Below are 23,769 nucleotides of genomic sequence, written 5' to 3' on the forward strand. Positions count from 1 at the left end.
GAGAAGAGGGTGGTCGCCATGACCGCAGCGCAACCGGAGCCATCCGCCGAAAGCCTGCTGCGGGCGGCACCGCCACACGCTCTCGTCGCCACGGCACGTCAGCTGCTGACCGACCGGTTCGGAGCCCAGGAGACGACCCTGCTCCTCGCCGACTACGGACTCAGTGTTCTGCAGTCGGTCACCCACCTCCCGCACACGGAAGCCCCCGTGTCCGCACACGAGGCGCCGGCGGGCCGGGCCTTCGTCACCCAGACCCCGGTCGTCGAAGTCACCGACCGCGCCTCGGCGTCCGATCTCGTCCACCTGCCCATGACCGTCCGGGGCGATCGGCTCGGAGTCCTGTCCGTGCGCATGCCGCGCTCCGCGACCGGTACGGCCACCGTGCTGCGCCTCGCCGAGTTCGCCACCGCGCTGGGACACGAGGTCACCACCGCCGACCGCGACACGGACCTCTACCTCCAGGCCCGGCGAACCCGGCGTCTCACGCTCGCGGCCGAAATGCAGTGGCAGCTCCTGCCCGGCCGTGGCTGCGCCCGCCAGGAGTACGTCATCGGCGCCCACCTGGAACCCGCCTACGCCGTCGGCGGAGACAACTTCGACTGGTCGACCGGCGCCGACCACCTCACCCTCACCGTCACCGACGGAATGGGCTGGGGCGTCGACGCCTCCCTTCTGACCAGCCTGTCCGTGGGCGCACTCCGCAACGCCCGACGCGCGGGCCTCGGTCTCGCCGACCAGGCCTGCCTCGCCGACCAGGCCCTCTTCGCCCAGTACGGCGGCAAGCTCCACGCCTCCACCCTGCTGCTGGACTTCGACCTGGACACGGGAGCGGTACTGGCCGTGGACGCGGGCTCGCCGCAGCTCTTCCGGCAGCGGGGCGGCACGGTCGAGCGCATCGCCCTGGACGCACAGCTCCCGCTGGGCATGTTCGAGGAGACCCCCTACGAGGAGCAGACCTTCCAGGTGGAGCCGGGCGACCGGCTGATCGCCGTCAGCACGGGGGTGCACGGCGCACGCTCCGCCGACGGAGACCTCTTCGGCGAACGGGCCCTGCGCCAGACGCTCGGCGCCGTCCGGGCGGCTCCACCGCACGAAGCCGCGCGGGCTGTCGTCTCCGGCCTGATCGAGCACTTCGGCAGCAAAGCCCTGTCGGCCGACGCGGCCGTGGTGTGCCTCGACTGGAACGGCCGCCAGGCCGGTACGGCCCGGCGCGACAACCCGGATCAGTGACCGGCCGGCGTCACACCGGTCCCAGCCCCAGCCCCCCCGGCAGGCTCGCCCCCGCGCTCTGCCGCCAGGAACGCCTGCATCCCCCGGTTCAGTGCCGCCCGGTCGGCCTGTGACATTCCGTACAGCGCCGTCGCCAGCGCCGCCGTCCGGCGGCGCGCCACGCTGTCGAGCACGTGCCGACCCCGCGCGGTCAGACTGAGCCGCACTTCGCGACGCCGGAGCGGGTGAAGGGTGCGTTCGAGCAGGCCCGCCGCCTCGAGCCGGTCGCACAGCCGGCTCGCCGTGGACAACCCCAGACCGAGCCGCTCGGCCAGCGCGGTGAGGTTGACCCCAGGGGCTGCGGCCAGCGTGTGCAACGCCCGCAACTGGTGCATGGACAGACGGAGCGGCGACTGTTGGACGGCGGCCGACCACAGGGTCGTCAGACGTTCCACGGCATCGGCGATGCCCAGGGCGACAGCCTCGGCGCCGTCTCCCGCTTCCCGCGGCCGGTCGTCGGCAGGGACGTCGCGGTGAGTCACTAGACGCCACTTTCATCAAACTTGGTCTCTCGATGCACATCAGGCTGGCACCCGTGCAGACGCTGCTACCCGCAAACGCCACGTCCAAGCCGGGCGGAGGACACAGAACCGGGGTGAACGTACCGTGTGCCGGTTGGTCACGATCGTCGCCGAGTACCAATCCGCCCGGCTCCACGCAACGGATCCCCTTGGAGGTGCCGTCGGATCGGACCCGTGACATCGGTGACGCACGCCGCGTCACCGGCTCGCCGACGGCTCCGGTGACGGCCCGCGGACAGGAGCACCATGTCGGACTCGGATCATGAACGACCGCACGTGCAACGCCTCACGTGCCCGGACTGCACAGCCGGTCCCAGCCCCGAGAACACCTCTGTGCGGACCGGCTGTCCCGAGGGCATGACCGAGATCTGGCACACCGCCGACTGCCCTGAACTCGCCGTGCAGTGCATCCTCACCGAAGACCGGATGCGCCGCGCCGGAGAAGCCGACGCGCAGAGCGCGTTCTCCGTCGGCGTGCAGCGCCTGCACGCCGCGGTGATCGACTTCGACGCCGATCCCGCCGCCGCGCCGTTCATCTCCGCGCTGTTGAAGCTGGTCGGCACCCAGGCCCGGAACGTGGACCGCCCGGTGCCCCTGAGCCGATGGGCGGAGATCCTGGACGAGTTCTTCCCGGACGGATGAGACGCGGTCGGCCACACGCACGGCGTCCAGGGGTCCGGCCCGGTACAAGGCTTCCCGTGCTGTGAAGCTGTCACCGGGCCGCGTTCGGGGCGTCACAGCCAGCCGTTGCGGCGGAACGTCCGGTGCAGCAGCGTGGCGGCGGTCACCATGAGGGCGATGGCGAGCGGATACCCGTACGTCCAGCTCAGTTCCGGCATGTGCGCGAAGTTCATGCCGTAGACGCCTGCGACGAGGGTGGGGGTCGCCAGGATCGCGGCCCAGGCCGAGATGCGGCGCATGTCGTCGTTCTGCCATGTGCCCACCCGGGCGAGGTGCGCGTCGAGGACCGAGTTCAGGAGTTCGTCCAGTGAGCGCACCTCGGTGTCGGTCCGGTGCAGGTGGTCGGACACGTCGCGGAAGTACGGAAGCATCTCCGCGGGCCACTCCGCGCGAGGGCCGGCGAATTCCTGCACGACCGGCACCAGTGGCTGCACGGCATCCTGGAACTCCAGGACCTCCCGCTTGAGCGAGTAGATCTGCTCGGTCAGATCCTCCCGGCCGGGTGCGAAGACGCAGCGCTCCAGCGCGGTCAGGTCGGTGCGGACCTGCACGGAGGCCTCGAGGTAGGAATCTACGACCGTGTCCAGGACGGCGTGCAGCACGGCCGTGGGACCGAACCGCTGCATCTCCGGGGTCCGGCTCAGCCGTCGGGCCGCCTCGACGGTCGGATCGACCGAGCCGTGGCGGACGGTCAACGCGAACCGGGGTCCTGTGAAGACCATGACCTCACCGGTCTCCACGTCGTTCCCGTCATCGAGGTACCACAGCGTCTTCAGCGCCACCACGAGCACATCGCCGTACCGCTCCCGCTTCGGACGCTGGTGCGCCTGGACGGCATCCTCCACCGCCAAGGGGTGCAGTCCCAGCGGGACCGCCAGCTCCTCGAGGTCTGCCGGGTCCGGATCGTCCAGGTGCACCCAGCAGAACTCCCGCTCCCCGACGCGCTTCAGGCTCGCCAGTACCGCAGGCAGGCCGCCGTCGGTCTGCTCACAGTCCACCTGCTCAGGCGGTTCCGGCAGCTCGCGATAGATAAGACACCTCATTCCTCACACCTGCACCGATGCGGCGGATGCATGCCTGTCATCTGCGGCCCGCGCCTCTTCGTGATCCGGGCTCGGCAAGAAACAGAAGATCAGCGGCTGGGATCCGCGCACGACGCGGGCGGGAGCCGCGCCTGAAGGTTTCCGCCCGCGGTCCCTACCGCGGTGCCCTGTGAGGCCCGCCACCCGAAGGCCTGGAGGCCCGGCTCAGCGGTTCTCGAACAGGGCGACGGTGTCCGCGTCGGCGAGTTGCGGGGTTACCGCCTCCGCGACCATGAGGGCGGCGACGCCGGCACGCGGTGCCCTGGGCGGGATCGTCCGAGGCGAGAACTCCCCGGCGCGGATGAGGTGTCCGTTGCCCCGGTAGGGCCCATTCGTCAGTGGCCCGGCGTGGACGGTGGTCCCGCCCGCGTCGCGGACCGTGCGGCCGGCGACGTCCTTGGCGTCCCACTCGTGGCGCAGGACGCGCTTGAGGAGGGCTCCGTTGAACGCGCCGAGCGCCCCTTGGGTGGCGCCCAGACCCAGCGAGGTCAGCCAGATGACGCGGGGCCCGGCCGACACGATCTGGCGGGCGCCCTCGACGAGAATCGCGGGGTCTTGCTTCTTGGTGATGCCCAGGGCGCTCACGACGACATCGGCGCCGTCGACGGCCGCGGTGACACTGCCGGGTTCGGTCACGTCCGCGCGGACCGTACGCAGGTTTCCGGAGGCGGACGCCTCGATCTGCTCCGGTCGCCTGGCCAGGGCCAGGACGTCATGCCCGAGCTCCAGTGCGTGCGCGATGATCAGGCGGCCGGTCTGTCCGGTGGCTCCGAGTACGGCGATTCTCACGGGGATCTCCAATGGCGGCAGCGGGGGAGGGTGGGTGGTGCGGGGCGCGGAGGCGCGGTGCCGCCGGCAGCACCTGGCCTCCGCGGGGAATTCGGACCGCGGGGCGAGTGAGGCAGGTCGGCCCGGACCGGGCGGTGCGATCAGCGCAGGTCGCTCGGGGGAGGGGCGCAGGGGCTGACCGTTGAGGAGAGCCCCCTGCCCTGGAGGCGGAGAAGGCGTTTCATGAGTAGCTCCTGACGCAGAAAGGGAAACTCGGCCTTCCGACCGCTCGCCTTCGACGTTAGAAGCAGGCGCGATTAACTTCAAATGCAATCTGGTTACGACTGGATTTACCCTCATGCAACTGAGTTTTATTCTGATCCGCTCACCGCGCTGGACGCGCTGCTGGAGGAGGGCAGCGTGACGGACTGCGCCCCCGCCTCTACGTCTCGGCCCCGGCGATGGAACGAGCCGTCTCCTGCACGCCGGTCACCCCCGCGCCGGGGCCGTGCGCACACTGGAACGCTCACGTGTCGTCATCGCGGAGCGGGCCCGGGCACGGTGACATCGTCCAGGACGCCGGATGAGCATTCCCCGCCGCGACGGGGCATACGGAATCGGACGCGCGAGGGTTTCTGTTGCGCAGAGGCGGCCAATGACGGGGCCGCCCGACCACCGAGGAGGCAGCACATGGCGGAGCCGGACAGCGCGGACAGACACGAGAGGCGGGCCCGGACAGCGTCGTCCGCCCGGCTCCGGGGTGCGCTGGACGCCATCGGGACCGGTGCGTACGTCGTGGACGAGCAGGGCCGCATCCTCGCGGTGAACACCTGCGCCGAACGCATGCTGGGCCGGTCCGCCGCTGAACTCGTCGGCCACGACGCGCACGATCTGCTGCACCGGGGGCCCCAGGGCCAGCCGCTGTCCACGACCCGGTGCGGCATGCGGCACTCGCTCCACGCCGGACTGCCCGCGCAGCACCACGATGACCACTTCGCCCGCGCCGACGGAACCCTGCTGCACATCTCCTGGCTGATCACCCCCTACGCCCTGGACGACGGCGCGAACGGCACGCTCGTCGTCTTCCACACCCCGGAACAGGCACCCTCGGCCGGCCCGGACACGCAGCGGACCGCCGAACCGCTGAGCGAACTCGAACGGCTCGCTCTGCTGGCCGAGACCACCACGCGCCTGACAGCCACTCTCGACGTCGACGAAGCGCTGCGCCGACTGGTCGCGCTCGTCGTGCCCCGGCTCGCGGACTGGGTCGTCATCGACCTGATCACCGAGCGGGACGAGGTGTGGCGTACCGCCGTGGTCCAGGCCGACGGCGGCAGTCTCGTGCACCACGACGAGCTCCAGGGACCCATGCCGCCGATCCCGGAGGAGTCCCTGATGCCGCTGTCCCGGGCCCTGCGCGGTGCCGCATCGACCTTGACGGGCCCCGAGACCTACCAGCGCGACCCGGACTCCGGTATCGCCGTGGAACAGCGGCGGCTGTTCGATGCCACCGGCATCCACTCCGCCGCCATCGCGCCCATCCGGAGCACCCGGGAGGTCCTGGGAGCCCTCACGCTCGGCCGGGCCAAGACGACGGGGAACTTCACCGGCGCCGATCTCTCCCTGCTGGAGGACATCGCCCGCCGCGCCGGCCTGGCTCTGGACAACGCCCGTCTCTACCAGCGGCAGCGCAAGGTCGCCGAGACGATGCAGAATCACCTGTTGCCCCAGATGCCGCGCGTGGCCGGACTGGAGATGACGGTCCGCTACCTCCCCGCCCCGGACGCGTCACAGGTCGGTGGCGACTGGTACGACGCCTTCGCCCTGTCCGACCGCGCCACCGCGCTCGTCATCGGGGATGTCGTCGGGCACGACCTCGAGGCAGCGGCGGGGATGGCGCAGCTGCGCAACATGCTCCGCGCGTACGCGTGGTCGCAGAAGGAACCACCCAGCAGGATCGTCGAGCGGCTCGACGAGGCGATCATGCCCATCACCGACGTCACCATGGCCACCCTGATCTTCGGCCGGGTGATCGAGAGGGAGGACGGCCGCTGGGAACTGGCCTGGACCAACGCGGGCCACCCCCCGCCCCTGCTGGTCACCCGGGACGGCCTGGCCCGCTACCTGACCGAGGACCACGGGCTCCTCCTGGGCACCGGCGTCCGCCAGTCCCGGCCGGACGCCAGGACCGAGCTGCCGCCCGGATCCACCCTCGTGCTCTACACCGACGGCCTGATCGAAGTACCCGGCCGCACCCTCGACGAGGGCCTGGACCGGCTGCGTCAACACGCCGCCGCCCTCGCCCACCGTTCCCTGGAGTCCTTCACCGATCTGCTCCTGCACCGAGTCCACCCGCCCGGCCACGACGACGTCGCCCTCCTCGCCCTGCGGACACCCCACCCGTAGGACCTTGTTCAGGGGAGCCTTGTTGCGGCGCGTTGAGAGCCGGCCGGGCGGCCCGATCAGGGGGCCTGCGGGTCAGGGGTACCTGCGGGCTGGGGGCGTGCGGGGCCTACGGGGCCTGCGGTGGCTCGCGAAGGATGTCAGCGGTGATGTCCGCGAGCGACCCGCCGGCGCGGAAAGCCTCGGCACGCATGAGCGCCAGCGCGTCCTCAGGGGTGAGTCCGCGACGCGCGACCAGGGCGCCGACCGCACGCGCGGTGTCGAACCAGTGGGCACGGACGACCTGTTCCGGCTCCCAGGCCGGAGCACTGTCCCCGCTGAGGAGCATGTCGCGGGTCGACATCAGAGCGGCCGACACGGCCTCGGCCACGTATTCCGCCTGATCGAGTTCCTCTGTGCTGAGAGCGTGGGTCCGAAGCGACAACAGGTCCACGGCTCCCAAAACGTAGTCGCCGAAGAAGATGGGCAGCGCGTAGACCGCGCCGACCTGCGGCAGCCTTTCCCGCATGCTTGCCCCGAACAACGGCCAGGGCGTCAGCTCGTGACGCAGGTCGTCCACCGCGACCGGCTCACCCCGGTGCGCGGATGTGATGCAGGGGCCCTCCAGCACGGTGAACTGGATCTCCTCCAGCACCAGGGCGGTGTCGTTCGAGGCGGCGAGAAGCTGGCGGGAGGGGGTGTCGGTGAGCAGCGACAGGGTGGCTCCGTCCATGCCGAGGCCCTCGGACACGGCCGCACACACCTGCCGCGGCAGCTCCTCGGCACGGGCGTCGGCCGCGGCCTTCGCGACGAGCCGTGCCGTCTCCATCACCCTGGCCGTCATCCGGCACTCCGCGCGGGTGACGCCGCCCGAGGTACGCGCCTCGCGCGGTCGTCGCCTGCGCGACCTGCGACGCGCCGGTGGTGCGCGAGGCGTGGTGTTCCCGCCGGGTACTGAGGAGATGCCATGCGAGCGAAGTACCCGGCCACGCCTGGGTCACGCCCGACGGGGCTGCGGCCGGCCTTCCCGCCGAAGGCGTGGGCGGCGCCGACGCTGAGTACCAGGTCGAAGGAGTGCGCCGGGGTGAAGCCGTCCCCCGTCCTGTTCCTCCTGTCGGCCTACGCCAAGTCGCCTGTCCGGTCCTCGCGGGTTCTCATCGACAGGGGGTGCGAGGCCCCGCCGACCGGAATGCCAGGAGGGCACGCCGATGTACGAGATGCACGCGGAAGCGATGCCAGGCCTCGGCGGGCTGGTCTGGCATGTGATCAGCAAGGAAACGCGCGCCAGCGCCCTGTGCGGACGCCGACTGGCGTCACCCGTCCCGCTCGGTCCGTCGGACGGCGAGACACGCGAGGAGCAGTACTGCTCGTCCTGCATGGCGGTTGTCGGCTCGGCGGTGGCGAGCGACCTGCGGCGGCAGACCACCACCTGAGCCGCGCCCGCTCACTGCTTCGGACAGCTACCCTGCCACGGCTGCTGGCCCCGACGGCGCACGCCTTCCCGACTACCAGGGGAGGATGGTATGGACGGTCTTGCCGCCGCTGCCGGCAACGACGATGACTTCGTCGGCGACGGTGTTGACGAGATGCCAGCCCATCCCTCCGTGACCCGTGAAGTCCGCGGGCCGTGCCGTGGGTGCGGTGGGGTTGGTGTCGGTCAGCGAGATGTGCAGGGCCCCGGTCATCAGGGCCTGCAGGGTCAGGGTGAAGGGCCCGGGCGCGAACGCCACCGCGTTGGAGGCCAGTTCGGTGACGACGAGCAGGGCGTCGTCGTACGCGTCCGGTGCGGCGGACGGGTGCATGTGGGCCAGTTGGCGGAGGAAGCCGTCCGCCCCGGCGCGGGCGTCGGCGACATCGGCGGCGGCTCCGTCGAGGCACCAGGTCTGTTCGAGACTGATGGCGGTCAGCAGCTCGGCATCTGCGTCATGTCGATCGGCAGCCACGTCGTGCCCCTTCTCTGGAAGCTGGAGCTTTAGTTACTTCCCGGACATTTCGACTTTATGCCCGACCTCTGTGGGTCCTGCCTAGCCGGTCCCCGAGGAAATCGTCATCCCGCGAGCGTGACCGGACCCGACGGACCGCGCCGGCGGCCATCGGCACCGCCTGTGGTGGCTGGCCGGCCTCCTCCCGGGTAAAGCGCAGGCCCGCCCGTTCCGTCGTGCGGGTGGTTTCGACCGTTGGGCCACACTTCCACGCTGTCGGTGCTCGGACACTGAGGCAGAGGCGGCGCCGGCCGCCGAGAGGGGTGTCATGGCGGACAGCAGGATTTTGCTCGCGGTACGGGAACGTCCACAGGATGAAGATGCCGGCGCGGAGCAGCTGGTGCGCATCGGTGCGGCGATCGAGAAGCACGGCTTCGACGTGCGATGGGCCGCGGGCGTCACGGACGCCGAGGCGGTCCTGCGCACGGAGGCGGGGCTCACCGCGGCACTGGTCGCCTGGGAACTCCCGGGGCAGGGGCAGGACGGCGAGCCGGGCGGCGCCGCGGTACTGCGCTCTGTCGGACGGCGCTTCCAGAACCTGCCGGTCTTCCTCGTCATGTCCGACGACGGCGTACGGGACCTGCCGCTGTGGGTCTCGGAAGCGGTCGTCGGCTACGTGTGGCCGCTGGAGGACACTCCGGGCTTCATCGCGGGCCGGATCACCACCGCGGCGCGGACCTACCAGGATGCCGTCCTGCCGCCCTTCTTCCGTGCGCTGCGCCGATTCGACGGCGCCCACGAGTACTCCTGGCACACCCCGGCCCACTCCGGCGGCGTCGCCCTGCTGAAGTCGCCCGCGGGCCGCGCGTTCCACGACTACTTCGGCGAGCGGCTGCTGCGCAGCGACCTGTCCATCTCCGTGGGGGAGCTCGGCTCGCTGTTCGAGCACACGGGCCCGATCGGTGAGGCGGAGCGCAACGCCGCCCGGGTCTTCGGCGCCGGGCTCACGTACTTCGTGCTGCACGGAGACTCCACCTGCAACCGCGTGGTGGGTCACTTCAGCGTCACCCGCGACGAGATCGCGCTGGTGGACCGCAACTGCCACAAGTCGGTGCTGCACGGCCTGGTCGTCTCCGGCGCCCGTCCGGTCTACCTGATCCCCACCCGCAACGGCTACGGCCTGGCGGGGCCGCTGCCCCCGGCGGAGCTCGCAGCGGACGCCGTCGCGGCCCGGATCGCCGCCAACCCCCTGACCCAGGGCGCCGTCTCACCGCACCCTCAGTACGCCGTCTTCACCAACTCGACGTACGACGGCCTCTGTTACGACGCCCCAGCGGCGGCACAGGCGCTCGCGGCGAGCACGCCCCGGCTGCACTTCGACGAGGCATGGTTCGCCTACGCCCGCTTCCATCCCCTCTACGCGGGCCGGTACGGCATGTCGGTGGACGAGGACACCTTCCCGGGCCCCGACCGGCCGACGGTCTTCTCCACCCAGTCCACCCACAAGCTGCTGGCCGCCCTCTCGCAGAGTGCCATGGTCCACGTCAAGCCCGCCCCCCGAGCACCCGTCGAACACGACCGGTTCAACGAGGCGCTGATGATGCACGGCACGACCTCCCCGCTCTACCCCATGATCGCCTCACTGGACGTGGCGACAGCGATGATGGACGGGCCGCAGGGCCGCTGGCTGATCGACGAGGCCGTGACCGAGGCGGTCCGCTTCCGTCAGGAGATGGTCCGCATCCGGCGCCGTATCGAGGAAGCCGGCGACCGGCCGCCCTGGTTCTTCGGCGTGTGGCAGCCCGACACGGTCACCGACCCGGCCACCGGCACCCAACTGCCGTTCCACGAGGCCCCCGCCGACCTGCTCCGCACCGAGCCCGCCTGCTGGCAGCTGGAACCGGACGCCGCCTGGCACGGCTTCCCGGGACTCACCGACGGTTACTGCATGCTCGACCCGATCAAAGTCACCCTGACCTGCCCGGGCATCGACGCGACGGGCGAGACCGGCGAGTGGGGCATCCCCGCGCGCGTGCTCACCGCCTACCTGGCCACGCGCCACATCGTCGTCGAGAAGACCGACAGCTACACGACGCTCGTACTGTTCTCCATGGGCATCACCAAGGGCAAATGGGGCACTCTCCTCGACGCGCTGATGGACTTCAAAGCCCTGTACGACCAGGACGCACCCCTCGACCGGGTCCTGCCCGAACTGGTCGCCGAGCATTCCAGGCGGTACGCGGGACAGACTCTGCGCGAGCTGTGCCAGGACATGCACGACCACCTGCGCTCCGTCCGCCTCGTCGACCTGCTCGACACCGCGTTCCAGCAGCTGCCGGAACCCGTCACCCCGCCGCAGCTGTGCTACCAGAGCCTGATCCGTGGCGGCACCCACCGCGTACGCCTCACCGAGGCGTCCGGCCAGGTGGCCGCCGCCATGATCACCGTCACGCCGCCCGGCATCCCCGTCCTCATGCCCGGCGAGAGCGTCGGCGCCCCCGACGGCCCGCTGCTGCGCTACCTCGCCGCCCTCGAATCCTTCGACCGCCGCTTCCCCGGCTTCCGCAGCGAGACCCACGGCGTGACGCTCGACCCCGACACGGGCGACTACCTCATCGAGTGTCTGCGACCGACAGCCGACGCGGGCGGAGCCGGCACCGGCACCCAGGCACACGGCACTGTGACGCCTGCCCAACGCAGGCACCCCGAGGAGGCCCGCGAGCGGTCCTGACGGAACCGCGGGGGAAGGGCCGGAGGGTGACCCCCATGCCGGTGCCGACAGGGCACCCTCCGGGCGCGGTCCCGGCCGTCGCCTTGCCGGCGGTCACGGACGAGGAGATCGCCCGTCTCGTCGCCGCGGATCAGCCCGCGGTGGCCGCCGCGACGAAGGATGCGGTACGAAGTCCCGTGTGAACGATCAGATCAAGTCGACGACGGTTCGTGTGTTCATCGCCCTCGCTCCGCCTGACGACGCGAAGGAGGAGCTGTCGCGGGAGCTGCGCCCCGCCTATGACACGTACCCGCACATGCGGTGGAACCGCATTCAGGACTGGCACATCACCCTGGCGTTCCTCGGGGAGCTGTCGGGCGAGGCCGTCCCGCTCCTGCGCCCGCCTCTCGCCGCCCTGGCAGCGGACCGCCAACCGTTCTCCCTTGCGCTACGCGGCAGCGGGGAGTTCGACGACCGGGTGCTGTGGAGCGGACTCGACGGAGACCTCGACGAACTGCACACGCTCGCGGCCGATGTGCGTACCCTCGTCCAGAACTGCGGGTTCGCCTTCGAAGATCGCCCTCTGCGTCCCCATCTGACGTTGGCCCGTGCCCGCCGAGGAGACCGTTCCTCAGCAGGAGAAATCGCCGAAGAGCTTGCCGGATTCGTCGGCCGCCCATGGTCTGCCGAACGTCTGCACCTGGTCGGCGGCAACGTCAGCCGCAGTCACGGGCCGATCCGCTACCGCGACATCGAGGCGTGGCCGTTCGCCGCCGGGCTCAACGAGATGGCTGGGAGGACCGGCTGACGTCGGACGGCGGCGTCGAGCGGCGCCGTCGCCGCTCGCTGGCAGACTCGTGCCGGTGACAGCCAAGGCGCGACCGGACCGCACCCCTGACGGGCGGTTCATCATCGTGGGCGGACGACGCTGGCGGGCGACGGACCCCCTCATTCCCGAGGAGGTCGCCGCACGGCTGCGTTCCCACCTCATGGCGGCCCGGCGCGCGGTCGCAGCCGCTCGGCGTGCCCAGGATCCTGCGGCTGAACGCGCCGCACGCGATCGCGTGAACCTGGCCAAGGTTGCCCTGGGGGAGCGTGGTACGCCCTGGTGGGAACAGAGCGACCAGGAGCGCCGTGCCCGCTGGCGCGAGGGGCTGACGGCACTCGACTGAGCCACGCCGTCGGGCACGCCGACCTTTCGGGATGGAAAGGCGCGAGATGGACGCAACCAGATGTCCTGCCGGATCGCAGGGTGCCGGCCGCGGCCGGCGTGCACGTGCCGAAGCCCAGGCCCTCTTGAACGGATGACGCAGCGCTGCTCGCGAAGTCGGTGTAGGCCATGATCTCGGTCAGCTCGGCGACGTCGCAGGGCACGGTGGTCGTCATGCGGTGTTCCCTACGCTCGTAGCGGTGTCTGGGGAAGGCGGTTGCGGACTGTGCGGGGGAGGTGCGGACTTCCGTGCCCGGTCTGGGGTGGGAGGGCCGGGGTGGTTCGGGCCGGGGGTCAGATCGAGGTGAGGACGTCGAGCGCGGTGGCGTGGATGTGGGGGGCGGCGGCCAGGAAGTCGCGGCTGGCCGCGTTCCAGGGCTTGCCGTCCAGGTCGGTGACGGTGCCTCCGGCCTCGGTGACCAGCAGGGCGCCGGCGACGAGGCCGGAGCGGACGTCGGAGAACTGCCAGAAGGCGTCCATGCGTCCGGCAGCGACGTGTATGAGCTGCAGCGTGGCCGGGACGGACACGCGCACCACGAGACCGGCGGTGAGCATGGCGGTGACCGAGGCGCCGATGCGGCGGAAGGTGTCGGTGCTCTCGCCGGGCCGCGCCTGGCCGGTGCCGATCAGCGCGGCACCCAGGTCGTTCTTCGCCGACACGGTCAGGGCGCGGCCGTTGAGGTGGGCGCCGCCGCCGGCGGTGGCGGTGTAGGTGTCGCCGGTCAGCGGGAGGTGGACGACCGTGAGGACCGGCTGGTTGTCACGCACCAGAGTGGCGGTGACGGCCCACTCCGGCATGCCGTGGACGTGATTGACGTTGCCCTCGGCGGGGTCGACGACCCACCACTCGCCCGACGGGAGCGCCCCGCCGGCCAGCTCGTCCTCCACCCATTGCGACCCCGGCCGCGTCCGCAGCAGCGGCTCGCGCATCACGGCGAGGACTGCGTCGTCGTTCGCGTGGATCTCGCCGACGACCTCCGCCAGGCTCACGCCCCGGGCGTGGGTCGTGTAGCGCTCCCGCAGGGTGACCCCGGCGTTCTCCACGACGGCGGTGACCGCGGGCAGGAGCGTGGCGTCGAGGTCGAAAGGCACGGCTGTGGTCATGGCGTACTCCCTGGATTCGGTGGAAGCGGGGGTGTTGCCGGAGGGTGTGTCCCTGCCCCGCATCTCGAAGGTAGAAGCCGTAGCTCTTAACAACAAGTGCATGGTTTTCACTCGTATAGTTACTGGCATGCAACTGGATCTGAATCTGCTCACCGCGCTGGACGCGCTCCTGGAGGAAGGAAGCGTCCAGGGTGCCGCGGCCCGCCTCCACGTCACCTCTCCAGCGATGAGTCGCTCGTTGGGCCGTATCCGCAAAGCCACTGGTGACCAGATCCTGGTCCGCACCGGACGCCACATGACTCCCACCACCCGCGCCCTGGCCATGCGCACCGAGGTCCACGCCCTGGTGCAGCAGGCCCACCACCTGCTGTCAGCTCAGACGGAACTCGACCTGGCGACTCTGGAGCGGGTGTTCACCGTCCGCTGGCACGATGCCCTCGCCACCACCTGCGGGACCGCCCTGATCGCCGCGGTGCACCGCCAGGCCCCCGGGGTGCAGCTGCGGCTGACCGCCGAGCCCGGTGACGACACCCCCGAGCTGCGCCGCGGCGAGGTCGACCTCGCCTCCAGTGCCGGCCCGCCGTCCCAGCCCGACATCCGCCACCGCCTCGTCGGCCGCGACCAGCTCGTCCTCACCGTCCGCCCGGGCCACTCCCTCGCCGAACAGCCCGTGACCGCCGAGAGGTACGCGGCGGCAGATCACCTCATCGTCTCCCGGCGCGGACGCCTCCACGACCGGATCGACGACGCACTGACCGCACTCGGCCACGAGCGCCGCGTCATCGCCTCCGCCCCCACCACGGCCACCGCGCTGCAACTCGCCCGCGAAACCGAGCTCGTGGTCACCCTCCCCGACGCGGCCACCCGCTCCGCCCGCCACCAGCTCGGCCTGACCACGCTGCCGCTGCCGCTCGACCTGCCCGAAGTACCCCTCCACCTGCTCTGGCACCAGCGCCACGACAACGACCCCGCGCACGCCTGGCTGCGCGAAACAGCCACCCGAACCCTCCAGGCCCTGTTCACACCCTCATAGCCGGCCACCCGTTCCACCGTGCACAAAGGCCGTGAGGGTGATCCACGGAAACGGGTGGGGGCGCACCGGTTGTCGGTGCGCCCCCACCCGTGGGTTGGCTGTGTGCGGCTGTTACCAGCGGTACCAGCGGCCTCGGCTGCCGCTTGCTCCGGTGGAGCGTGCGAAGAAGCCGACCAGCCAGATGACCAGGACGATCACGGCGATCCACCAGAGTGCCTTGAGGGCGAACCCGGCACCGAAGAGGATCAGGGCGAGCAGAAGAACGAGAAGCAGGGGAACCATAGTTATCAACCTCCGTTCCGCCGTATGCCCCGCCGAACCACCCGCACACCTGGAAGTTTTATGCGTTTCTTATCCGTCGGCAGGGGCATACGAACACGCTGCACGCGACCGCGCGTCACAGCAGCTGCCGACAGGGACCGTCCTCCGCCGGCAAGCGGGTCACCGGCGGCAGCCGTCGCAACGTCCAGCCGCGCGCGTGCGCGGTCCGGCCCGGGGCGCTCTCCAGGGCCGCAAGCGCTCTGCGTGCGGCCCCTCGCGCAGGACGCTGGCCGCCCTGTACGGGTCAGGTCTCGCCCCGGAACCAGTCGCGTTGGATCCGGTGCGCCAGGGCCCGCCGCACCGACGCCGTTCCGACGACGGGGGTACAGCTCGCTGGCAGGTCCAGCCCGCGGCTGATCTCGTCGTACGTCTTGCGGTAACTGCCGGGCAGCTCGCCCCGGTTCACGCGCAGGTCCTCCTCGACCAGCCGTCGCAGTTCGTCGACGCTCTGGGGCGTGAAGCGCTTCTTGCCGCGGGCCAGGGCCTCGACGCAGTGCGTGCAGCGGGCATCCGCGTGGCGGGCGTCGGAGATCTCCTCCGCCACCGCCCACAACCGTCCCTGGAGCCACGCCGCGTCGCCCTGGTCGAGGGTGAGCCGCGGCACCGGCACCGCAGCGTCCTGCGGGTGTCGAGCCAGGTGCTTGGAGACCGCCGGCTGGCTCATGCCGGTGAGGCGGGCGATCTTCTCCTGGGTCCAGCCGAAGCCGACGAACACCGGGATCAGTTCGGCCCGCAGCCTGCGCATCTCGTCGCCCGCCCTGATCACCTCGTTGATGCCGACGAGCATCGCCTCGGCCTGCTCCTCGCTCAATGCCGCGGGGAACGGGCTCGACCTCTCTCCAGGCGTCATACCCCGGTTATACACCCTGACCAGAGTGCTCCATAACCTGGTTGTACAACCGGGTTGTGAGTGGCAGGATCACCGGTCATGCCCACCTTCTGCACACCCGACGGAACCCGCCTGGCCTACCGCACCGCCGGCAGCGGCGAGGCACTCCTGTGCGTCCCGGGTGGCCCGGCCGACTCCCGTTACCTCGGTGACCTCGGCGGCCTGTCCGCGCACCGCCGCCTGATCGTTCCGGACCTGCGCGGCACCGGCCGCTCCCCGGTCCCCGAGGACCCCTCCTCCTACCGCTGCGACCGGCTGACGGACGACATCGAGGCGTTGCGCGAGCATCTGGGCCTGGCCCGCATCGACCTCCTGGGCCACAGCGCCGGTACGAACATCGCCACCCAGTACGCGGCCCGCCACCCGAGTCGGCTGCGCTCGCTCATCCTGGTCGGCCCCAGCACCCGGGCTGTCGGCCTGGAGATCACCGGGCAGATGCGCCGCGAGGTGGCACAACTGCGCGGCGATGAACCGTGGTTCCCAGCCGCGCATGCCGCCCTGACCGCGCTCACCGAAGGCGCCGGGGGTGACGTCGAAACCATCGCGCCCTTCTTCTACGGCCGTTGGGACCCAGCGGCCAAGGCGCATCACGCGGCGGGTCTGCCGGACAACGCGGATGGCGTCGCCCTCTTCGCGGCCGAGGGTGCTTTCACGCCGCGGGCCACCCGGGATGCGCTCGCGGCCTGCACCGCCCCCGTCCTGCTGCTCGCCGGACAGTTCGACGTCAACAGCCCCCCGCGGTCGGCGGCCGGCTTCGCGGCCCTGTTCCCCGACGCCCGGCTTGTGGTGCAGCCGGGCGCGGGTCACTACCCCTGGCTGGATGACGCCGGGAAGTTCGTGGCCGTTATGACGGCCTTCCTGGAGCGGACGGCGTAGGTTTCGCCGCCGCGGGGCACGCGGCTCCGTCCACGCAGTTCACTGAGGCATCGGTTCGTGGAGGGTTCCTTGCCGTCGGCCGGACGGCGGCGCATGAGGCAGGCCCGCTCCGAGCTGCATGCGGTGCGCTCGCTCCAGGTACCGCGCGCGAGGCGGTATCCGTTGCCGCCCGTGTCGGGGAGGGGTCGGTTCCATTCGTCGGCGTCCTGACGCTGCTGGCGCTCGTGCTCGGTGTCATCGGTACGTCATGGCGCACCCGCACCATCCCCGACGGAGCCAGTGGATGGCGCCCGGTGGTGGTCATCGTCGACTGACCGCGCCCGCGGGTGGTCATCGTCGACTGACCGCGCCCGCCCCCTCCACGACGCGTCCCTCCCCTCGACGCTGGAGAAGTCGAAGCCGACCGTCTCGGGCTCCGGCGAGTCCTGCACGGTCAACGACTCCGCCAAGGTCGTCCGAGGCAGCGTCAAGACCGCCAATGCTCACGTGTACATCACTGACACCGTCCTGATGCCCGAGAGCTGACCGGCGTCCGGTTCCGGCGCCACCGGGGGTGACGGGGAGGGGGTCGGGGGCGCTACCGGTTCAGCAACTGCACGATCCGCTCGGCTGTCTTCTCGCCCGCGCGCTGTTTGATCAGACCTTCCTTGGCGGCGGCCCGGAGGCGTACGCCGGTGCCGTGCGGTCCGTCGGCGTTCAGGCCGGCCGTGACAACCACCGGGTTCAGGCCGCCGAATCCGCCGCCGGCCAGGACGCGCAGCGTCGCCCTGTCCGGGCCCGACTCCGCGAGCCACGGACCGTTCCCGCCGGCGGCCTCGGCCAGTGCCCCGCGCACGTGGTCGAGTGCAAGGGCGAAGGGCAGCGGCACCAGCAGGTAGGCCTCACCGACGTTTTTCCTCAGACGCTTGGCCGTGAATCTCGCGCCGCTGCGACCCGGCCCCGCGAGTGCGCCCAGCGCCTCTTCCAGAAGTGTGTCCTCGGACTGCTCCTGCATCCGTTTCTCCCCCTTCGGGCTCAGGTGTTCAGGCAGCGGGCGTCGGGGCGATGTCCGCGATCAGGTCTTCGACGAGAGTGCGGATCCGGTCGCGGATGGGCCGCACGGCTTCGATGCCCTGGCCGGCGGGATCTTCGAGTTTCCAGTCGAGGTATCGCTTGCCGGGGAAGACGGGGCAGGCATCGCCGCACCCCATGGTGATGCAGACGTCTGATGTGCGGACCGTGTCGACGGTGAGCATCTTGGGGGTCTCCCGGGAGATGTCGATGCCGACCTCGGCCATCGCCTGGACGGCGGCGGGGTTGACCTGGTCGCCGGGGGCGGAGCCGGCGGAGCGGACGTCGACGCGGTCACCGGCCAGGTGGGTCAGCCAGGCGGCAGCCATCTGGGAGCGTCCGGCGTTGTGGACGCAGACGAACAGGACGGAGGGCTTGCCGGACGTGTCGGGCATGAAGGAGCTTCTCGTTTCGTGAGTCGTTGACCGGGGTGCCGGAGGGCTCGCCCTGCGGGTCGGGGGAGAGGTCAGGGGCGCGGAGCGAGCAGGGCGGACATGGCCGCCACCACGGAGGGGGCGACCTGGTAGTAGACCCAGGTGCCACGCCGCTGGGAAGTGAGCAGTCCCGCCTCGCGCAGCTTCTTCAGGTGGTGCGAGACGGTCGGCTGCGAGACACCCACGTCGGCGATGTCGCAGACGCACGCCTCGCCGCCCTCGTGCGAGGCGATCTTGGAGAAGAGGCGCAGCCGTACCGGGTCGGACAGTGCTTTGAACATGGCGGCCATCTTCTCCGCGTCCGCCTGCGACAGCTCGGCCGAGGTGATCGGCGGGCAGCACGGGAGGGCCTGCTCCGGTTGCAGGACCGGAAGCTCCACCACCTGAGAATTCGACATGCGTCTATGTTGACAGTCATCGATACCGGTGCCAAGCTCCAGACATCGAGAGACATCGATACATGTCGAAATAAGAAGTCCGGCCGGACCCGACGCAAGCCGCGACACCGGTCTGAGCCCGGAGCCCTCGCGTCCCGCCCGCCATCAGCTGCGATACGAACCGCGTACCGCCCCGCGTTATGAGGAGACCCGCCGTCATGAGTGAGCAGCAGCTTCCCGTCGTCGTCATCGGAGCCGGCCCGGTCGGCCTGGCCGCAGCCGCGCACCTCCTCCAGCGGGGTATCGAGCCGCTGGTCCTGGAGTCCGGCCCGGTGGCTGGGTCCGCGGTGCGGGAGTGGGGGCATGTGCGGTTGTTCTCCCCCTGGGGTGAGGTGACCGACGCGGCCGCGGAAAAGCTCCTGGCCCCGACCGGCTGGATGCGGCCGGACGCGGCCCGATACCCGACGGGCGCCGAGTGGGTGGAGCGCTACCTGCGGCCGCTGGCCGATGCCCTGGGCGGGCGGGTGCGTTACGGCGCGGAGGTCACCGGCGTCTCCCGCGCCGGCCGTGACCGCATCGTCGACGCCGACCGCGACGCCCAGCCCTTCGTCGTCCACGTCACCGGCGACGGAGGCGGTGAGGAACGTGTGTTCGCCCGCTCCGTGATCGACGCCTCGGGCACGTGGGGCCTGCCCGGCCCGGCCGGTGCCAGCGGCCTGCCCGCCCTGGGGGAGAGGGCGTCCGCCGACCGGCTCGCCCATCGCGTCCCCGACCTCGACGACCCGGCCGTCCGCGCCCGGTACGCGGGCCGGCGCACTGCCGTGATCGGTTCGGGCGCGTCGGCGTTCACCGCACTGGCAGGCCTCGCTTCGCTGGCCCGGGATGAGCCGGGCACGCGGGTGGTGTGGGTGTTGCGCCGGGGGATCAGCGGTTCCACCTTCGGCGGCGGCGACGCCGATGAGCTGCCGGCGCGCGGGGCGTTGGGCCTGGCGGCGAAGGCGGCCGTCGAGCACGGTGAGGCGGAGGCCGTGACCGGTTTCCGTACGGAGGCACTCCAGCGGGCGGCCGACGGGCGGCTGGTCCTGGTGAGCGAGGACGGGCGCCGGCTCGAGCCGGTCGACGAGGTCATCGTGCTGACCGGTCTGCGCCCCGACCTGTCCTTCCTGTCCGAGGTCCGCCTGGGCCTCGACGAGCGTCTGCAGGCGCCGGTGGAACTTGCGCCGCTGATCGACCCGAACCAGCATTCCTGTGGCACCGTCTACCCGCACGGCCACCGCGAGCTCGCTCATCCCGAAGCGGGCCTCTACCTGGTGGGCATGAAGTCCTACGGCCGTGCTCCCACGTTTCTGGCGATGACGGGCTTCGAACAGGTCCGATCGGTTGCCGCCGCGATCGCCGGCGACCTCGCCGCCGCGGACCGTGTCGAACTGACCCTCCCCGAGACCGGGGTGTGCGGCGGTGCCGGCCTCTTCGACGATCCCACCGCACCGGCGGAGGGCGGCTGCTGCACGCCGGTCCCGCAGTTCGTACAGATCGACACCCCCGCCGCCGGGCAGACGTCGTCCGGTGGCTGCGGAGCCTGAACCACCGGTGCCCGGCCACCCCTGCCGGGCATGTGGCCGGTGTCGGCGGGGCCACGCCGCCGGATGGCCCATACCACTGGTTTCGCGCCCTCGGCGTCATAACGTGCACGATATGAGGAAATGTCATATCGCACCCCTGGCATGCGCCGCGGCGCTGCTCGGGACGGCCCTCGGCGCCGCACCGTCGGCTGCCGCCCACCGAGTCCACCTGGTGAAACCGGGGGAGTCGATCCAGAAGGCGGTGGACTCCGCCCGGCCCGGCGACGTCGTTCTGCTGGCGCGCGGCACCCACCACGAGAGCGTCAACGTGACCACGCCCGGGCTCACCCTGCGCGGCATGGGCCGCGGCACGGTGCTCGAACCGGAGAAGGGCACGAGCACCGCCACCACAAAGCCGAGCACCGGATCGGGCGCCGCGAAAGCCGCCGGCAACTGCGCCGCGGCCGGGAACGGCATCTGTGTCGCGGGCACCAAGAACCACAACGTCGACTACGTCACCATCGCTTCCCTGACGGTGACCGGCTTCGGCAAGACCGGCATCTACGCCGACGAGGCCGACGGACTGACCGTGCGGAACGTCACCGCGGTGAAGAACGGCGTGTGGGGCATCGCCACGGAGCACTCGGCCCATGGACTGTTCCGCGACAACACCGCCCGGGACAACGGCGACGCGGGCCTGTTCCTCGCCAACACGGTGAAGGACGAGCAGGGCGCCACGGACACCGAGGGAACGGTGGTGGAGCACAACCGGCTGGAGGGCAACCGGATCGGCGTCACCGTCCGCCGACTGCGCAACCTGACCATCGCGGACAACCACCTCACCCGCAACTGCGCGGGGGTGTTCGTCGTCGGCGACGAGAACAAGCCCAAGACCGGCTTCGTGACCGTGCGCGACAACCGCATCGAGCGCAACAACAAGTCCTGCCCGAAGACCGCACGGCTGGACGCCCTCCAGGGGTCCGGCATCGTCCTGACGGGCGCCGACGACAACCTCGTCACCCACAACGTGATCAAGGACAACGCCGGCAAGTCCCCGCTGTCGGGTGGCATCGTCGTGTTCAAGAGCTTCGTGGGCGCGACCAGCGAGCGGAACCGGATCATCGACAACCTGCTACGGGACAACTCCCCGGCAGACCTGGTCAACACGGACCCCGGCAAGGGCAACACGTTCCAGGACAACTCCTGCCGGTCGTCCAAGCCCGCCGGCCTGTGCTGACCGCCATCGCCCTCCCCTCCGTGCACCCGGGAACACCACGCATGCCCGGTGAGTCTCGTGCTTCACGTGACCCGAAAAGAAAGGAAGGCGGCCGATGACAACCGCTCAGTCCGCCCCTCCGCCGTCCATGCGGCTGCGGGAACTCGCATTCGGGGCGGCATGTGCCGCCGCCCTCCGCGCGGCCGCCCGGCTGGGCGTCGCCGACGCTCTCGGTGACGACCCCATGGCCGTGGAGGACATCGCGGCCGCCGTGAAGGCCGAACCCCGCCCGCTGCGAAGACTCCTGCGGGCCCTGTCCTGCTACGGCGTCTTCGCCGAACGCCCGGACGGGACGTTCGTGCACACCGACGTCTCCCGACTGCTGCGCGAGGACGACCCCGACAGCCTCCGCGCCATCTCCCTGTGGTGCACGGAACCCTGGACCTGGGACGTCTGGCCGAATCTGGACGAGGCGGTGCGCACCGGCCGCAACGTGGTGGAGGACCTGTACGGCAAGGAGTTCTTCCCCTACCTCAACGAGGACGCCCCCGAGTCGGCCGACGTCTTCAACCGCGCCATGACGACCTCAAGCGTGCAGTCGGCGCGCGACGTCGCACAGTTCCTCGACCTGACGGGGAGCGCGTCCGTGGCCGACGTCGGCGGCGGGCAGGGACACGTGGTGGCGAGTCTGCTGGACAAGTACCCCTCGATGCGGGGGACGCTGCTCGACCTCCCCCGCGTGGTGGAGAACGCGGTGCCGAGACTGCGTGCGGGCGGCGACCTGGCGGACCGTGCGCGCGTGCTGCCCGGCGACGTCCGGACGGCCGTCCCGGTGAAGGCCGACGTCTACGTCATCAAGAACATCCTGGAGTGGGACGACGAGAGCACCGCCCGCACGCTCCGCAACGTCCGCGAGGCCGGCGGCCCGGGGACGCGGGTCGTGGTCATCGAGAACCTCGTCGACGACTCGCCCTCGATGCGGTTCAGCACCGCAATGGACCTGCTGCTGCTCCTCAACGTCGGCGGAGCGAAGCACACCACCCAGAGCATGGTGGACCGGCTGACCGAGGCGGGCCTGGTCATCGACGACATCAGCCCGGTCAACCCCTATCTGCACGCGTTCGACTGCCACGTCCCCGGCTGATCCGACCGCATCCGGCGGACCCGGTGATCCCGGGACTCCGCACCCGCAGACCGCCGGTCGCCGGGTCCGCAGCGTCGCGGACCCGGCGACCGGTGAGGGTTGGCGGCGGTCAGCCGGACGGCTCGCGCTCCCAGAGGTAGAAGCGCTGCGCCATGGCATCCTTCGGGGAACGCCAGGTCTCCGGGTCGTACGCGCTGACGTACGAGGCCAGCCGTTCGCTGACGTCCCGGAACTCGGGATGTCCGGTGATCTTGGCGATGGCGGGCCCGGGCTCACGCTCGGACTCGATCAGGTGCATGTACACATCGCCGAACTGGAAGAGGCTGCGCCGGGTCACGCCGACGAGTCGCGGCAGCTCCCCGCGATCGGACTCCTCGAACACCTTGGCGATGTCCGGTGCCGACCCCGGGGCCATCCGGGCGACGATCAGAGCTTGGTGCATGGGCTTCTCTCCGTCCGGCTCAGTCGGTCAGACCGGCGGTCGCACCGCGCTCCGCCGCCATCTTCTCGATGCGGTCGCGGATCAGGCCCAGCTGGACCTTGGAGTTCCGGTTGATGTTGTCGGTCATCCACTCGTCGTCGACCGGCGCCTGCGGCTTCATCGCGAAGTCCTGCGTCCAGACCATCCGCGTGCCGGCCGGTACCTCCTCGTACCGCCAGTGGATGTCCATATGGGCGAAGGGCCCCGTCTCGATGCGCCGGGCCTTGACGGTGAGCGCGTCGCGGTCCGGCTCGCGTTCGGAGACCCAGCTCCACACGGTGCCGTTCTCGTCCGGGTGCATCGTCAGCCGGAAGGTCGTCTTGTGGCCCTCCCGGGAGATGATCTCGACGGAGGCGTACTCGCTGAACAGCCGCGGCCAGTTCTCCAGGTCGTTGGTCACCTCCCAGACCAGGTCCAACGGCGCCGCGATGGTGATCTCGTTCTGTGTGTGGCCGGTCATCTCACGCTCCTGTCATGAGGGCACTGTTGACGAGGTCGAGGAACTGCCGGGAGGACTTGGAGCGTTCGGCGTCGGTCGGCATCGGCGTGCCGTACCGGTTCTCCAGCTCGCCCACGATGCCCAGCAGCCCGAGCGAGTCCACGCCCAGGCGGTCGAAGGCCGCCCCGTCGCCGCGCAGTTCCTCCGGGGCGACGGTGACACCGGTGCACTTCTTCATGAGTTCGGCCAGCTCTTCCACAGTGATGCGGTCAGTCATGCCATTCCCTTCCTCTGCTGC

27 protein-coding genes and 1 pseudogene are annotated in these 23,769 nt (G+C 70.8%); 14 read left to right on the top strand and 14 right to left on the bottom strand.

The window, feature by feature from the left end:
• Window positions 1–18 precede the first annotated feature (18 nt).
• Entirely contained in the window at window positions 19–1,230 is a 1,212-nt protein-coding gene (locus tag AC0ZLC_RS04945) for a PP2C family protein-serine/threonine phosphatase (RefSeq protein ID WP_476750616.1), read from the top strand.
• Here the strand turns inward: AC0ZLC_RS04945 and AC0ZLC_RS04950 are convergent.
• Complete coding sequence (locus AC0ZLC_RS04950) at window positions 1,224–1,751, bottom strand: MarR family winged helix-turn-helix transcriptional regulator (RefSeq protein ID WP_476750617.1); 528 nt, start codon at window positions 1,749–1,751, stop codon at window positions 1,224–1,226. The genes AC0ZLC_RS04945 and AC0ZLC_RS04950 overlap by 7 nt on opposite strands.
• A 396-nt stretch (window positions 1,752–2,147) precedes the next feature.
• Here AC0ZLC_RS04950 and AC0ZLC_RS04955 point away from each other — a divergent pair, with 396 nt between their 5' ends.
• Window positions 2,148–2,432 carry a hypothetical protein gene (locus tag AC0ZLC_RS04955; RefSeq protein ID WP_476750618.1) on the top strand — a complete coding sequence of 95 codons (285 nt, stop codon included), beginning with the start codon at window positions 2,148–2,150 and terminating at the stop codon, window positions 2,430–2,432.
• Between the two features lie 92 nt (window positions 2,433–2,524).
• On the opposite strand, the gene AC0ZLC_RS04960 is transcribed toward AC0ZLC_RS04955, so the two are convergent.
• Window positions 2,525–3,514 carry a magnesium and cobalt transport protein CorA gene (locus AC0ZLC_RS04960; RefSeq protein ID WP_476750619.1) on the bottom strand — a complete coding sequence of 330 codons (990 nt, stop codon included), beginning with the start codon at window positions 3,512–3,514 and terminating at the stop codon, window positions 2,525–2,527.
• Window positions 3,515–3,718: 204 nt separating this feature from the next.
• Complete coding sequence (locus tag AC0ZLC_RS04965; RefSeq protein WP_476750620.1) at window positions 3,719–4,342, bottom strand: NAD(P)-dependent oxidoreductase; 624 nt, start codon at window positions 4,340–4,342, stop codon at window positions 3,719–3,721.
• A gap of 669 nt (window positions 4,343–5,011) precedes the next feature.
• On the opposite strand from AC0ZLC_RS04965, the gene AC0ZLC_RS04970 reads away from it, so the two are divergent.
• Window positions 5,012–6,727: a PP2C family protein-serine/threonine phosphatase gene (locus tag AC0ZLC_RS04970; protein ID WP_476750621.1), complete on the top strand. Its 1,716-nt coding sequence runs from the start codon at window positions 5,012–5,014 to the stop codon at window positions 6,725–6,727.
• A gap of 106 nt (window positions 6,728–6,833) precedes the next feature.
• Here AC0ZLC_RS04970 and AC0ZLC_RS04975 read toward each other — a convergent pair whose 3' ends face one another.
• Window positions 6,834–7,547, bottom strand: coding sequence for a GAF and ANTAR domain-containing protein (locus tag AC0ZLC_RS04975; protein ID WP_476750622.1), 714 nt, complete (start codon window positions 7,545–7,547; stop codon window positions 6,834–6,836).
• Between the two features lie 364 nt (window positions 7,548–7,911).
• On the opposite strand from AC0ZLC_RS04975, the gene AC0ZLC_RS04980 reads away from it, so the two are divergent.
• Window positions 7,912–8,136, top strand: a complete 225-nt coding sequence (locus AC0ZLC_RS04980; RefSeq protein ID WP_476750623.1) for a hypothetical protein — start codon at window positions 7,912–7,914, stop codon at window positions 8,134–8,136.
• A gap of 72 nt (window positions 8,137–8,208) precedes the next feature.
• Here AC0ZLC_RS04980 and AC0ZLC_RS04985 read toward each other — a convergent pair whose 3' ends face one another.
• Window positions 8,209–8,646 (bottom strand): ATP-binding protein, encoded by a 438-nt coding sequence (locus tag AC0ZLC_RS04985; protein WP_476750624.1) that lies wholly within the window; start codon window positions 8,644–8,646, stop codon window positions 8,209–8,211.
• Between the two features lie 307 nt (window positions 8,647–8,953).
• On the opposite strand from AC0ZLC_RS04985, the gene AC0ZLC_RS04990 reads away from it, so the two are divergent.
• The 4 genes from AC0ZLC_RS04990 to AC0ZLC_RS05005 are packed head-to-tail and all read left to right on the top strand — an operon-like array spanning window position 8,954 to window position 12,507.
• Window positions 8,954–11,356, top strand: coding sequence for an Orn/Lys/Arg family decarboxylase (locus AC0ZLC_RS04990; protein WP_476750625.1), 2,403 nt, complete (start codon window positions 8,954–8,956; stop codon window positions 11,354–11,356).
• Window positions 11,357–11,391: 35 nt separating this feature from the next.
• Complete coding sequence (locus AC0ZLC_RS04995) at window positions 11,392–11,538, top strand: hypothetical protein (protein WP_476750626.1); 147 nt, start codon at window positions 11,392–11,394, stop codon at window positions 11,536–11,538.
• A complete protein-coding gene (gene thpR / locus AC0ZLC_RS05000; protein ID WP_476750627.1) occupies window positions 11,535–12,143 on the top strand; it encodes an RNA 2',3'-cyclic phosphodiesterase in 609 nt (202 codons plus the stop codon). Before AC0ZLC_RS04995 ends, thpR begins: the two co-directional genes overlap by 4 nt.
• 55 nt (window positions 12,144–12,198) lie before the next feature.
• The gene (locus tag AC0ZLC_RS05005; RefSeq protein ID WP_476750628.1) at window positions 12,199–12,507 is read left to right on the top strand and encodes a hypothetical protein; all 309 of its coding nucleotides are present in this window, start codon (window positions 12,199–12,201) and stop codon (window positions 12,505–12,507) included.
• A gap of 332 nt (window positions 12,508–12,839) precedes the next feature.
• Here AC0ZLC_RS05005 and AC0ZLC_RS05010 read toward each other — a convergent pair whose 3' ends face one another.
• Window positions 12,840–13,649 (bottom strand): inositol monophosphatase family protein, encoded by an 810-nt coding sequence (locus AC0ZLC_RS05010; protein WP_476750629.1) that lies wholly within the window; start codon window positions 13,647–13,649, stop codon window positions 12,840–12,842.
• A gap of 127 nt (window positions 13,650–13,776) precedes the next feature.
• On the opposite strand from AC0ZLC_RS05010, the gene AC0ZLC_RS05015 reads away from it, so the two are divergent.
• Window positions 13,777–14,682, top strand: coding sequence for a LysR family transcriptional regulator (locus tag AC0ZLC_RS05015; RefSeq protein WP_476750630.1), 906 nt, complete (start codon window positions 13,777–13,779; stop codon window positions 14,680–14,682).
• 111 nt (window positions 14,683–14,793) lie between these two features.
• On the opposite strand, the gene AC0ZLC_RS05020 is transcribed toward AC0ZLC_RS05015, so the two are convergent.
• Together AC0ZLC_RS05020 and AC0ZLC_RS05025 are read right to left on the bottom strand one after the other, a co-directional pair.
• A complete protein-coding gene (locus AC0ZLC_RS05020; protein ID WP_358852507.1) occupies window positions 14,794–14,964 on the bottom strand; it encodes a DUF5670 family protein in 171 nt (56 codons plus the stop codon).
• Window positions 14,965–15,247: 283 nt separating this feature from the next.
• Window positions 15,248–15,853 carry a sigma-70 family RNA polymerase sigma factor gene (locus AC0ZLC_RS05025; protein ID WP_476750631.1) on the bottom strand — a complete coding sequence of 202 codons (606 nt, stop codon included), beginning with the start codon at window positions 15,851–15,853 and terminating at the stop codon, window positions 15,248–15,250.
• A 78-nt stretch (window positions 15,854–15,931) separates the two neighbouring features.
• Between AC0ZLC_RS05025 and AC0ZLC_RS05030 the strand changes: the two genes are divergently transcribed.
• Both AC0ZLC_RS05030 and AC0ZLC_RS05035 read left to right on the top strand, forming a co-directional pair.
• Window positions 15,932–16,768, top strand: a complete 837-nt coding sequence (locus AC0ZLC_RS05030; RefSeq protein ID WP_476750632.1) for an alpha/beta fold hydrolase — start codon at window positions 15,932–15,934, stop codon at window positions 16,766–16,768.
• A gap of 378 nt (window positions 16,769–17,146) precedes the next feature.
• Window positions 17,147–17,293, top strand: a pseudogene (locus tag AC0ZLC_RS05035) (fasciclin domain-containing protein); the annotation flags it as partial.
• A gap of 52 nt (window positions 17,294–17,345) precedes the next feature.
• Here AC0ZLC_RS05035 and AC0ZLC_RS05040 read toward each other — a convergent pair.
• The 3 genes from AC0ZLC_RS05040 to AC0ZLC_RS05050 form a co-directional block, all read right to left on the bottom strand.
• Window positions 17,346–17,762: a hypothetical protein gene (locus tag AC0ZLC_RS05040; RefSeq protein WP_476750633.1), complete on the bottom strand. Its 417-nt coding sequence runs from the start codon at window positions 17,760–17,762 to the stop codon at window positions 17,346–17,348.
• 28 nt (window positions 17,763–17,790) lie between these two features.
• Window positions 17,791–18,213, bottom strand: coding sequence for an arsenate reductase ArsC (locus tag AC0ZLC_RS05045; RefSeq protein ID WP_476750634.1), 423 nt, complete (start codon window positions 18,211–18,213; stop codon window positions 17,791–17,793).
• Between the two features lie 71 nt (window positions 18,214–18,284).
• The gene (locus AC0ZLC_RS05050; protein ID WP_476750635.1) at window positions 18,285–18,650 is read right to left on the bottom strand and encodes an ArsR/SmtB family transcription factor; all 366 of its coding nucleotides are present in this window, start codon (window positions 18,648–18,650) and stop codon (window positions 18,285–18,287) included.
• A 179-nt stretch (window positions 18,651–18,829) separates the two neighbouring features.
• Between AC0ZLC_RS05050 and AC0ZLC_RS05055 the strand changes: the two genes are divergently transcribed.
• From AC0ZLC_RS05055 to AC0ZLC_RS05065, 3 genes are all read left to right on the top strand, one after another.
• Window positions 18,830–20,212 (top strand): FAD-dependent oxidoreductase, encoded by a 1,383-nt coding sequence (locus tag AC0ZLC_RS05055; RefSeq protein ID WP_476750636.1) that lies wholly within the window; start codon window positions 18,830–18,832, stop codon window positions 20,210–20,212.
• Between the two features lie 112 nt (window positions 20,213–20,324).
• On the top strand, window positions 20,325–21,428 hold the full coding sequence (locus tag AC0ZLC_RS05060) for a right-handed parallel beta-helix repeat-containing protein (protein WP_476750637.1): 1,104 nt from the start codon (window positions 20,325–20,327) through the stop codon (window positions 21,426–21,428).
• A 94-nt stretch (window positions 21,429–21,522) separates the two neighbouring features.
• A complete protein-coding gene (locus tag AC0ZLC_RS05065) occupies window positions 21,523–22,551 on the top strand; it encodes a methyltransferase (protein ID WP_476750638.1) in 1,029 nt (342 codons plus the stop codon).
• Between the two features lie 109 nt (window positions 22,552–22,660).
• Here the strand turns inward: AC0ZLC_RS05065 and AC0ZLC_RS05070 are convergent, their stop codons facing one another.
• Genes AC0ZLC_RS05070 through AC0ZLC_RS05080 form a run of 3 tightly spaced genes read right to left on the bottom strand, consistent with a single transcriptional unit; the run spans window position 22,661 to window position 23,748 of the window.
• Entirely contained in the window at window positions 22,661–22,993 is a 333-nt protein-coding gene (locus AC0ZLC_RS05070; protein ID WP_358853351.1) for a TcmI family type II polyketide cyclase, read from the bottom strand.
• 19 nt (window positions 22,994–23,012) lie between these two features.
• Window positions 23,013–23,492 carry an SRPBCC family protein gene (locus tag AC0ZLC_RS05075; RefSeq protein WP_476750639.1) on the bottom strand — a complete coding sequence of 160 codons (480 nt, stop codon included), beginning with the start codon at window positions 23,490–23,492 and terminating at the stop codon, window positions 23,013–23,015.
• Between the two features lies 1 nt (window position 23,493).
• On the bottom strand, window positions 23,494–23,748 hold the full coding sequence (locus tag AC0ZLC_RS05080) for an acyl carrier protein (RefSeq protein ID WP_476750640.1): 255 nt from the start codon (window positions 23,746–23,748) through the stop codon (window positions 23,494–23,496).
• Between the last annotated feature and the right edge of the window lie 21 nt (window positions 23,749–23,769).

The organism is Streptomyces sp. GLSS-08 (genome assembly GCF_056387915.1).

Coding starts and splice junctions, on each gene's coding strand:
- AC0ZLC_RS05065 (WP_476750638.1), top strand. CDS start 21,523: ATGACAACCGCTCAGTCCGCCCCTCCGCCGTCCATGCGGCTGCGGGAA.
- AC0ZLC_RS04980 (WP_476750623.1), top strand. CDS start 7,912: ATGTACGAGATGCACGCGGAAGCGATGCCAGGCCTCGGCGGGCTGGTC.
- AC0ZLC_RS04955 (WP_476750618.1), top strand. CDS start 2,148: ATGACCGAGATCTGGCACACCGCCGACTGCCCTGAACTCGCCGTGCAG.
- AC0ZLC_RS05025 (WP_476750631.1), bottom strand. CDS start 15,853: ATGACGCCTGGAGAGAGGTCGAGCCCGTTCCCCGCGGCATTGAGCGAG.
- AC0ZLC_RS04995 (WP_476750626.1), top strand. CDS start 11,392: ATGCCGGTGCCGACAGGGCACCCTCCGGGCGCGGTCCCGGCCGTCGCC.
- AC0ZLC_RS04960 (WP_476750619.1), bottom strand. CDS start 3,514: ATGAGGTGTCTTATCTATCGCGAGCTGCCGGAACCGCCTGAGCAGGTG.
- AC0ZLC_RS05060 (WP_476750637.1), top strand. CDS start 20,325: ATGAGGAAATGTCATATCGCACCCCTGGCATGCGCCGCGGCGCTGCTC.
- AC0ZLC_RS05080 (WP_476750640.1), bottom strand. CDS start 23,748: ATGACTGACCGCATCACTGTGGAAGAGCTGGCCGAACTCATGAAGAAG.
- AC0ZLC_RS05070 (WP_358853351.1), bottom strand. CDS start 22,993: ATGCACCAAGCTCTGATCGTCGCCCGGATGGCCCCGGGGTCGGCACCG.
- AC0ZLC_RS05015 (WP_476750630.1), top strand. CDS start 13,777: ATGCAACTGGATCTGAATCTGCTCACCGCGCTGGACGCGCTCCTGGAG.
- AC0ZLC_RS05040 (WP_476750633.1), bottom strand. CDS start 17,762: ATGCAGGAGCAGTCCGAGGACACACTTCTGGAAGAGGCGCTGGGCGCA.
- AC0ZLC_RS05030 (WP_476750632.1), top strand. CDS start 15,932: ATGCCCACCTTCTGCACACCCGACGGAACCCGCCTGGCCTACCGCACC.
- AC0ZLC_RS04970 (WP_476750621.1), top strand. CDS start 5,012: ATGGCGGAGCCGGACAGCGCGGACAGACACGAGAGGCGGGCCCGGACA.
- AC0ZLC_RS05075 (WP_476750639.1), bottom strand. CDS start 23,492: ATGACCGGCCACACACAGAACGAGATCACCATCGCGGCGCCGTTGGAC.
- AC0ZLC_RS05010 (WP_476750629.1), bottom strand. CDS start 13,649: ATGACCACAGCCGTGCCTTTCGACCTCGACGCCACGCTCCTGCCCGCG.
- AC0ZLC_RS05055 (WP_476750636.1), top strand. CDS start 18,830: ATGAGGAGACCCGCCGTCATGAGTGAGCAGCAGCTTCCCGTCGTCGTC.
- AC0ZLC_RS04975 (WP_476750622.1), bottom strand. CDS start 7,547: ATGACGGCCAGGGTGATGGAGACGGCACGGCTCGTCGCGAAGGCCGCG.
- AC0ZLC_RS05045 (WP_476750634.1), bottom strand. CDS start 18,213: ATGCCCGACACGTCCGGCAAGCCCTCCGTCCTGTTCGTCTGCGTCCAC.
- AC0ZLC_RS04945 (WP_476750616.1), top strand. CDS start 19: ATGACCGCAGCGCAACCGGAGCCATCCGCCGAAAGCCTGCTGCGGGCG.
- AC0ZLC_RS05020 (WP_358852507.1), bottom strand. CDS start 14,964: ATGGTTCCCCTGCTTCTCGTTCTTCTGCTCGCCCTGATCCTCTTCGGT.
- AC0ZLC_RS04990 (WP_476750625.1), top strand. CDS start 8,954: ATGGCGGACAGCAGGATTTTGCTCGCGGTACGGGAACGTCCACAGGAT.
- AC0ZLC_RS05050 (WP_476750635.1), bottom strand. CDS start 18,650: ATGTCGAATTCTCAGGTGGTGGAGCTTCCGGTCCTGCAACCGGAGCAG.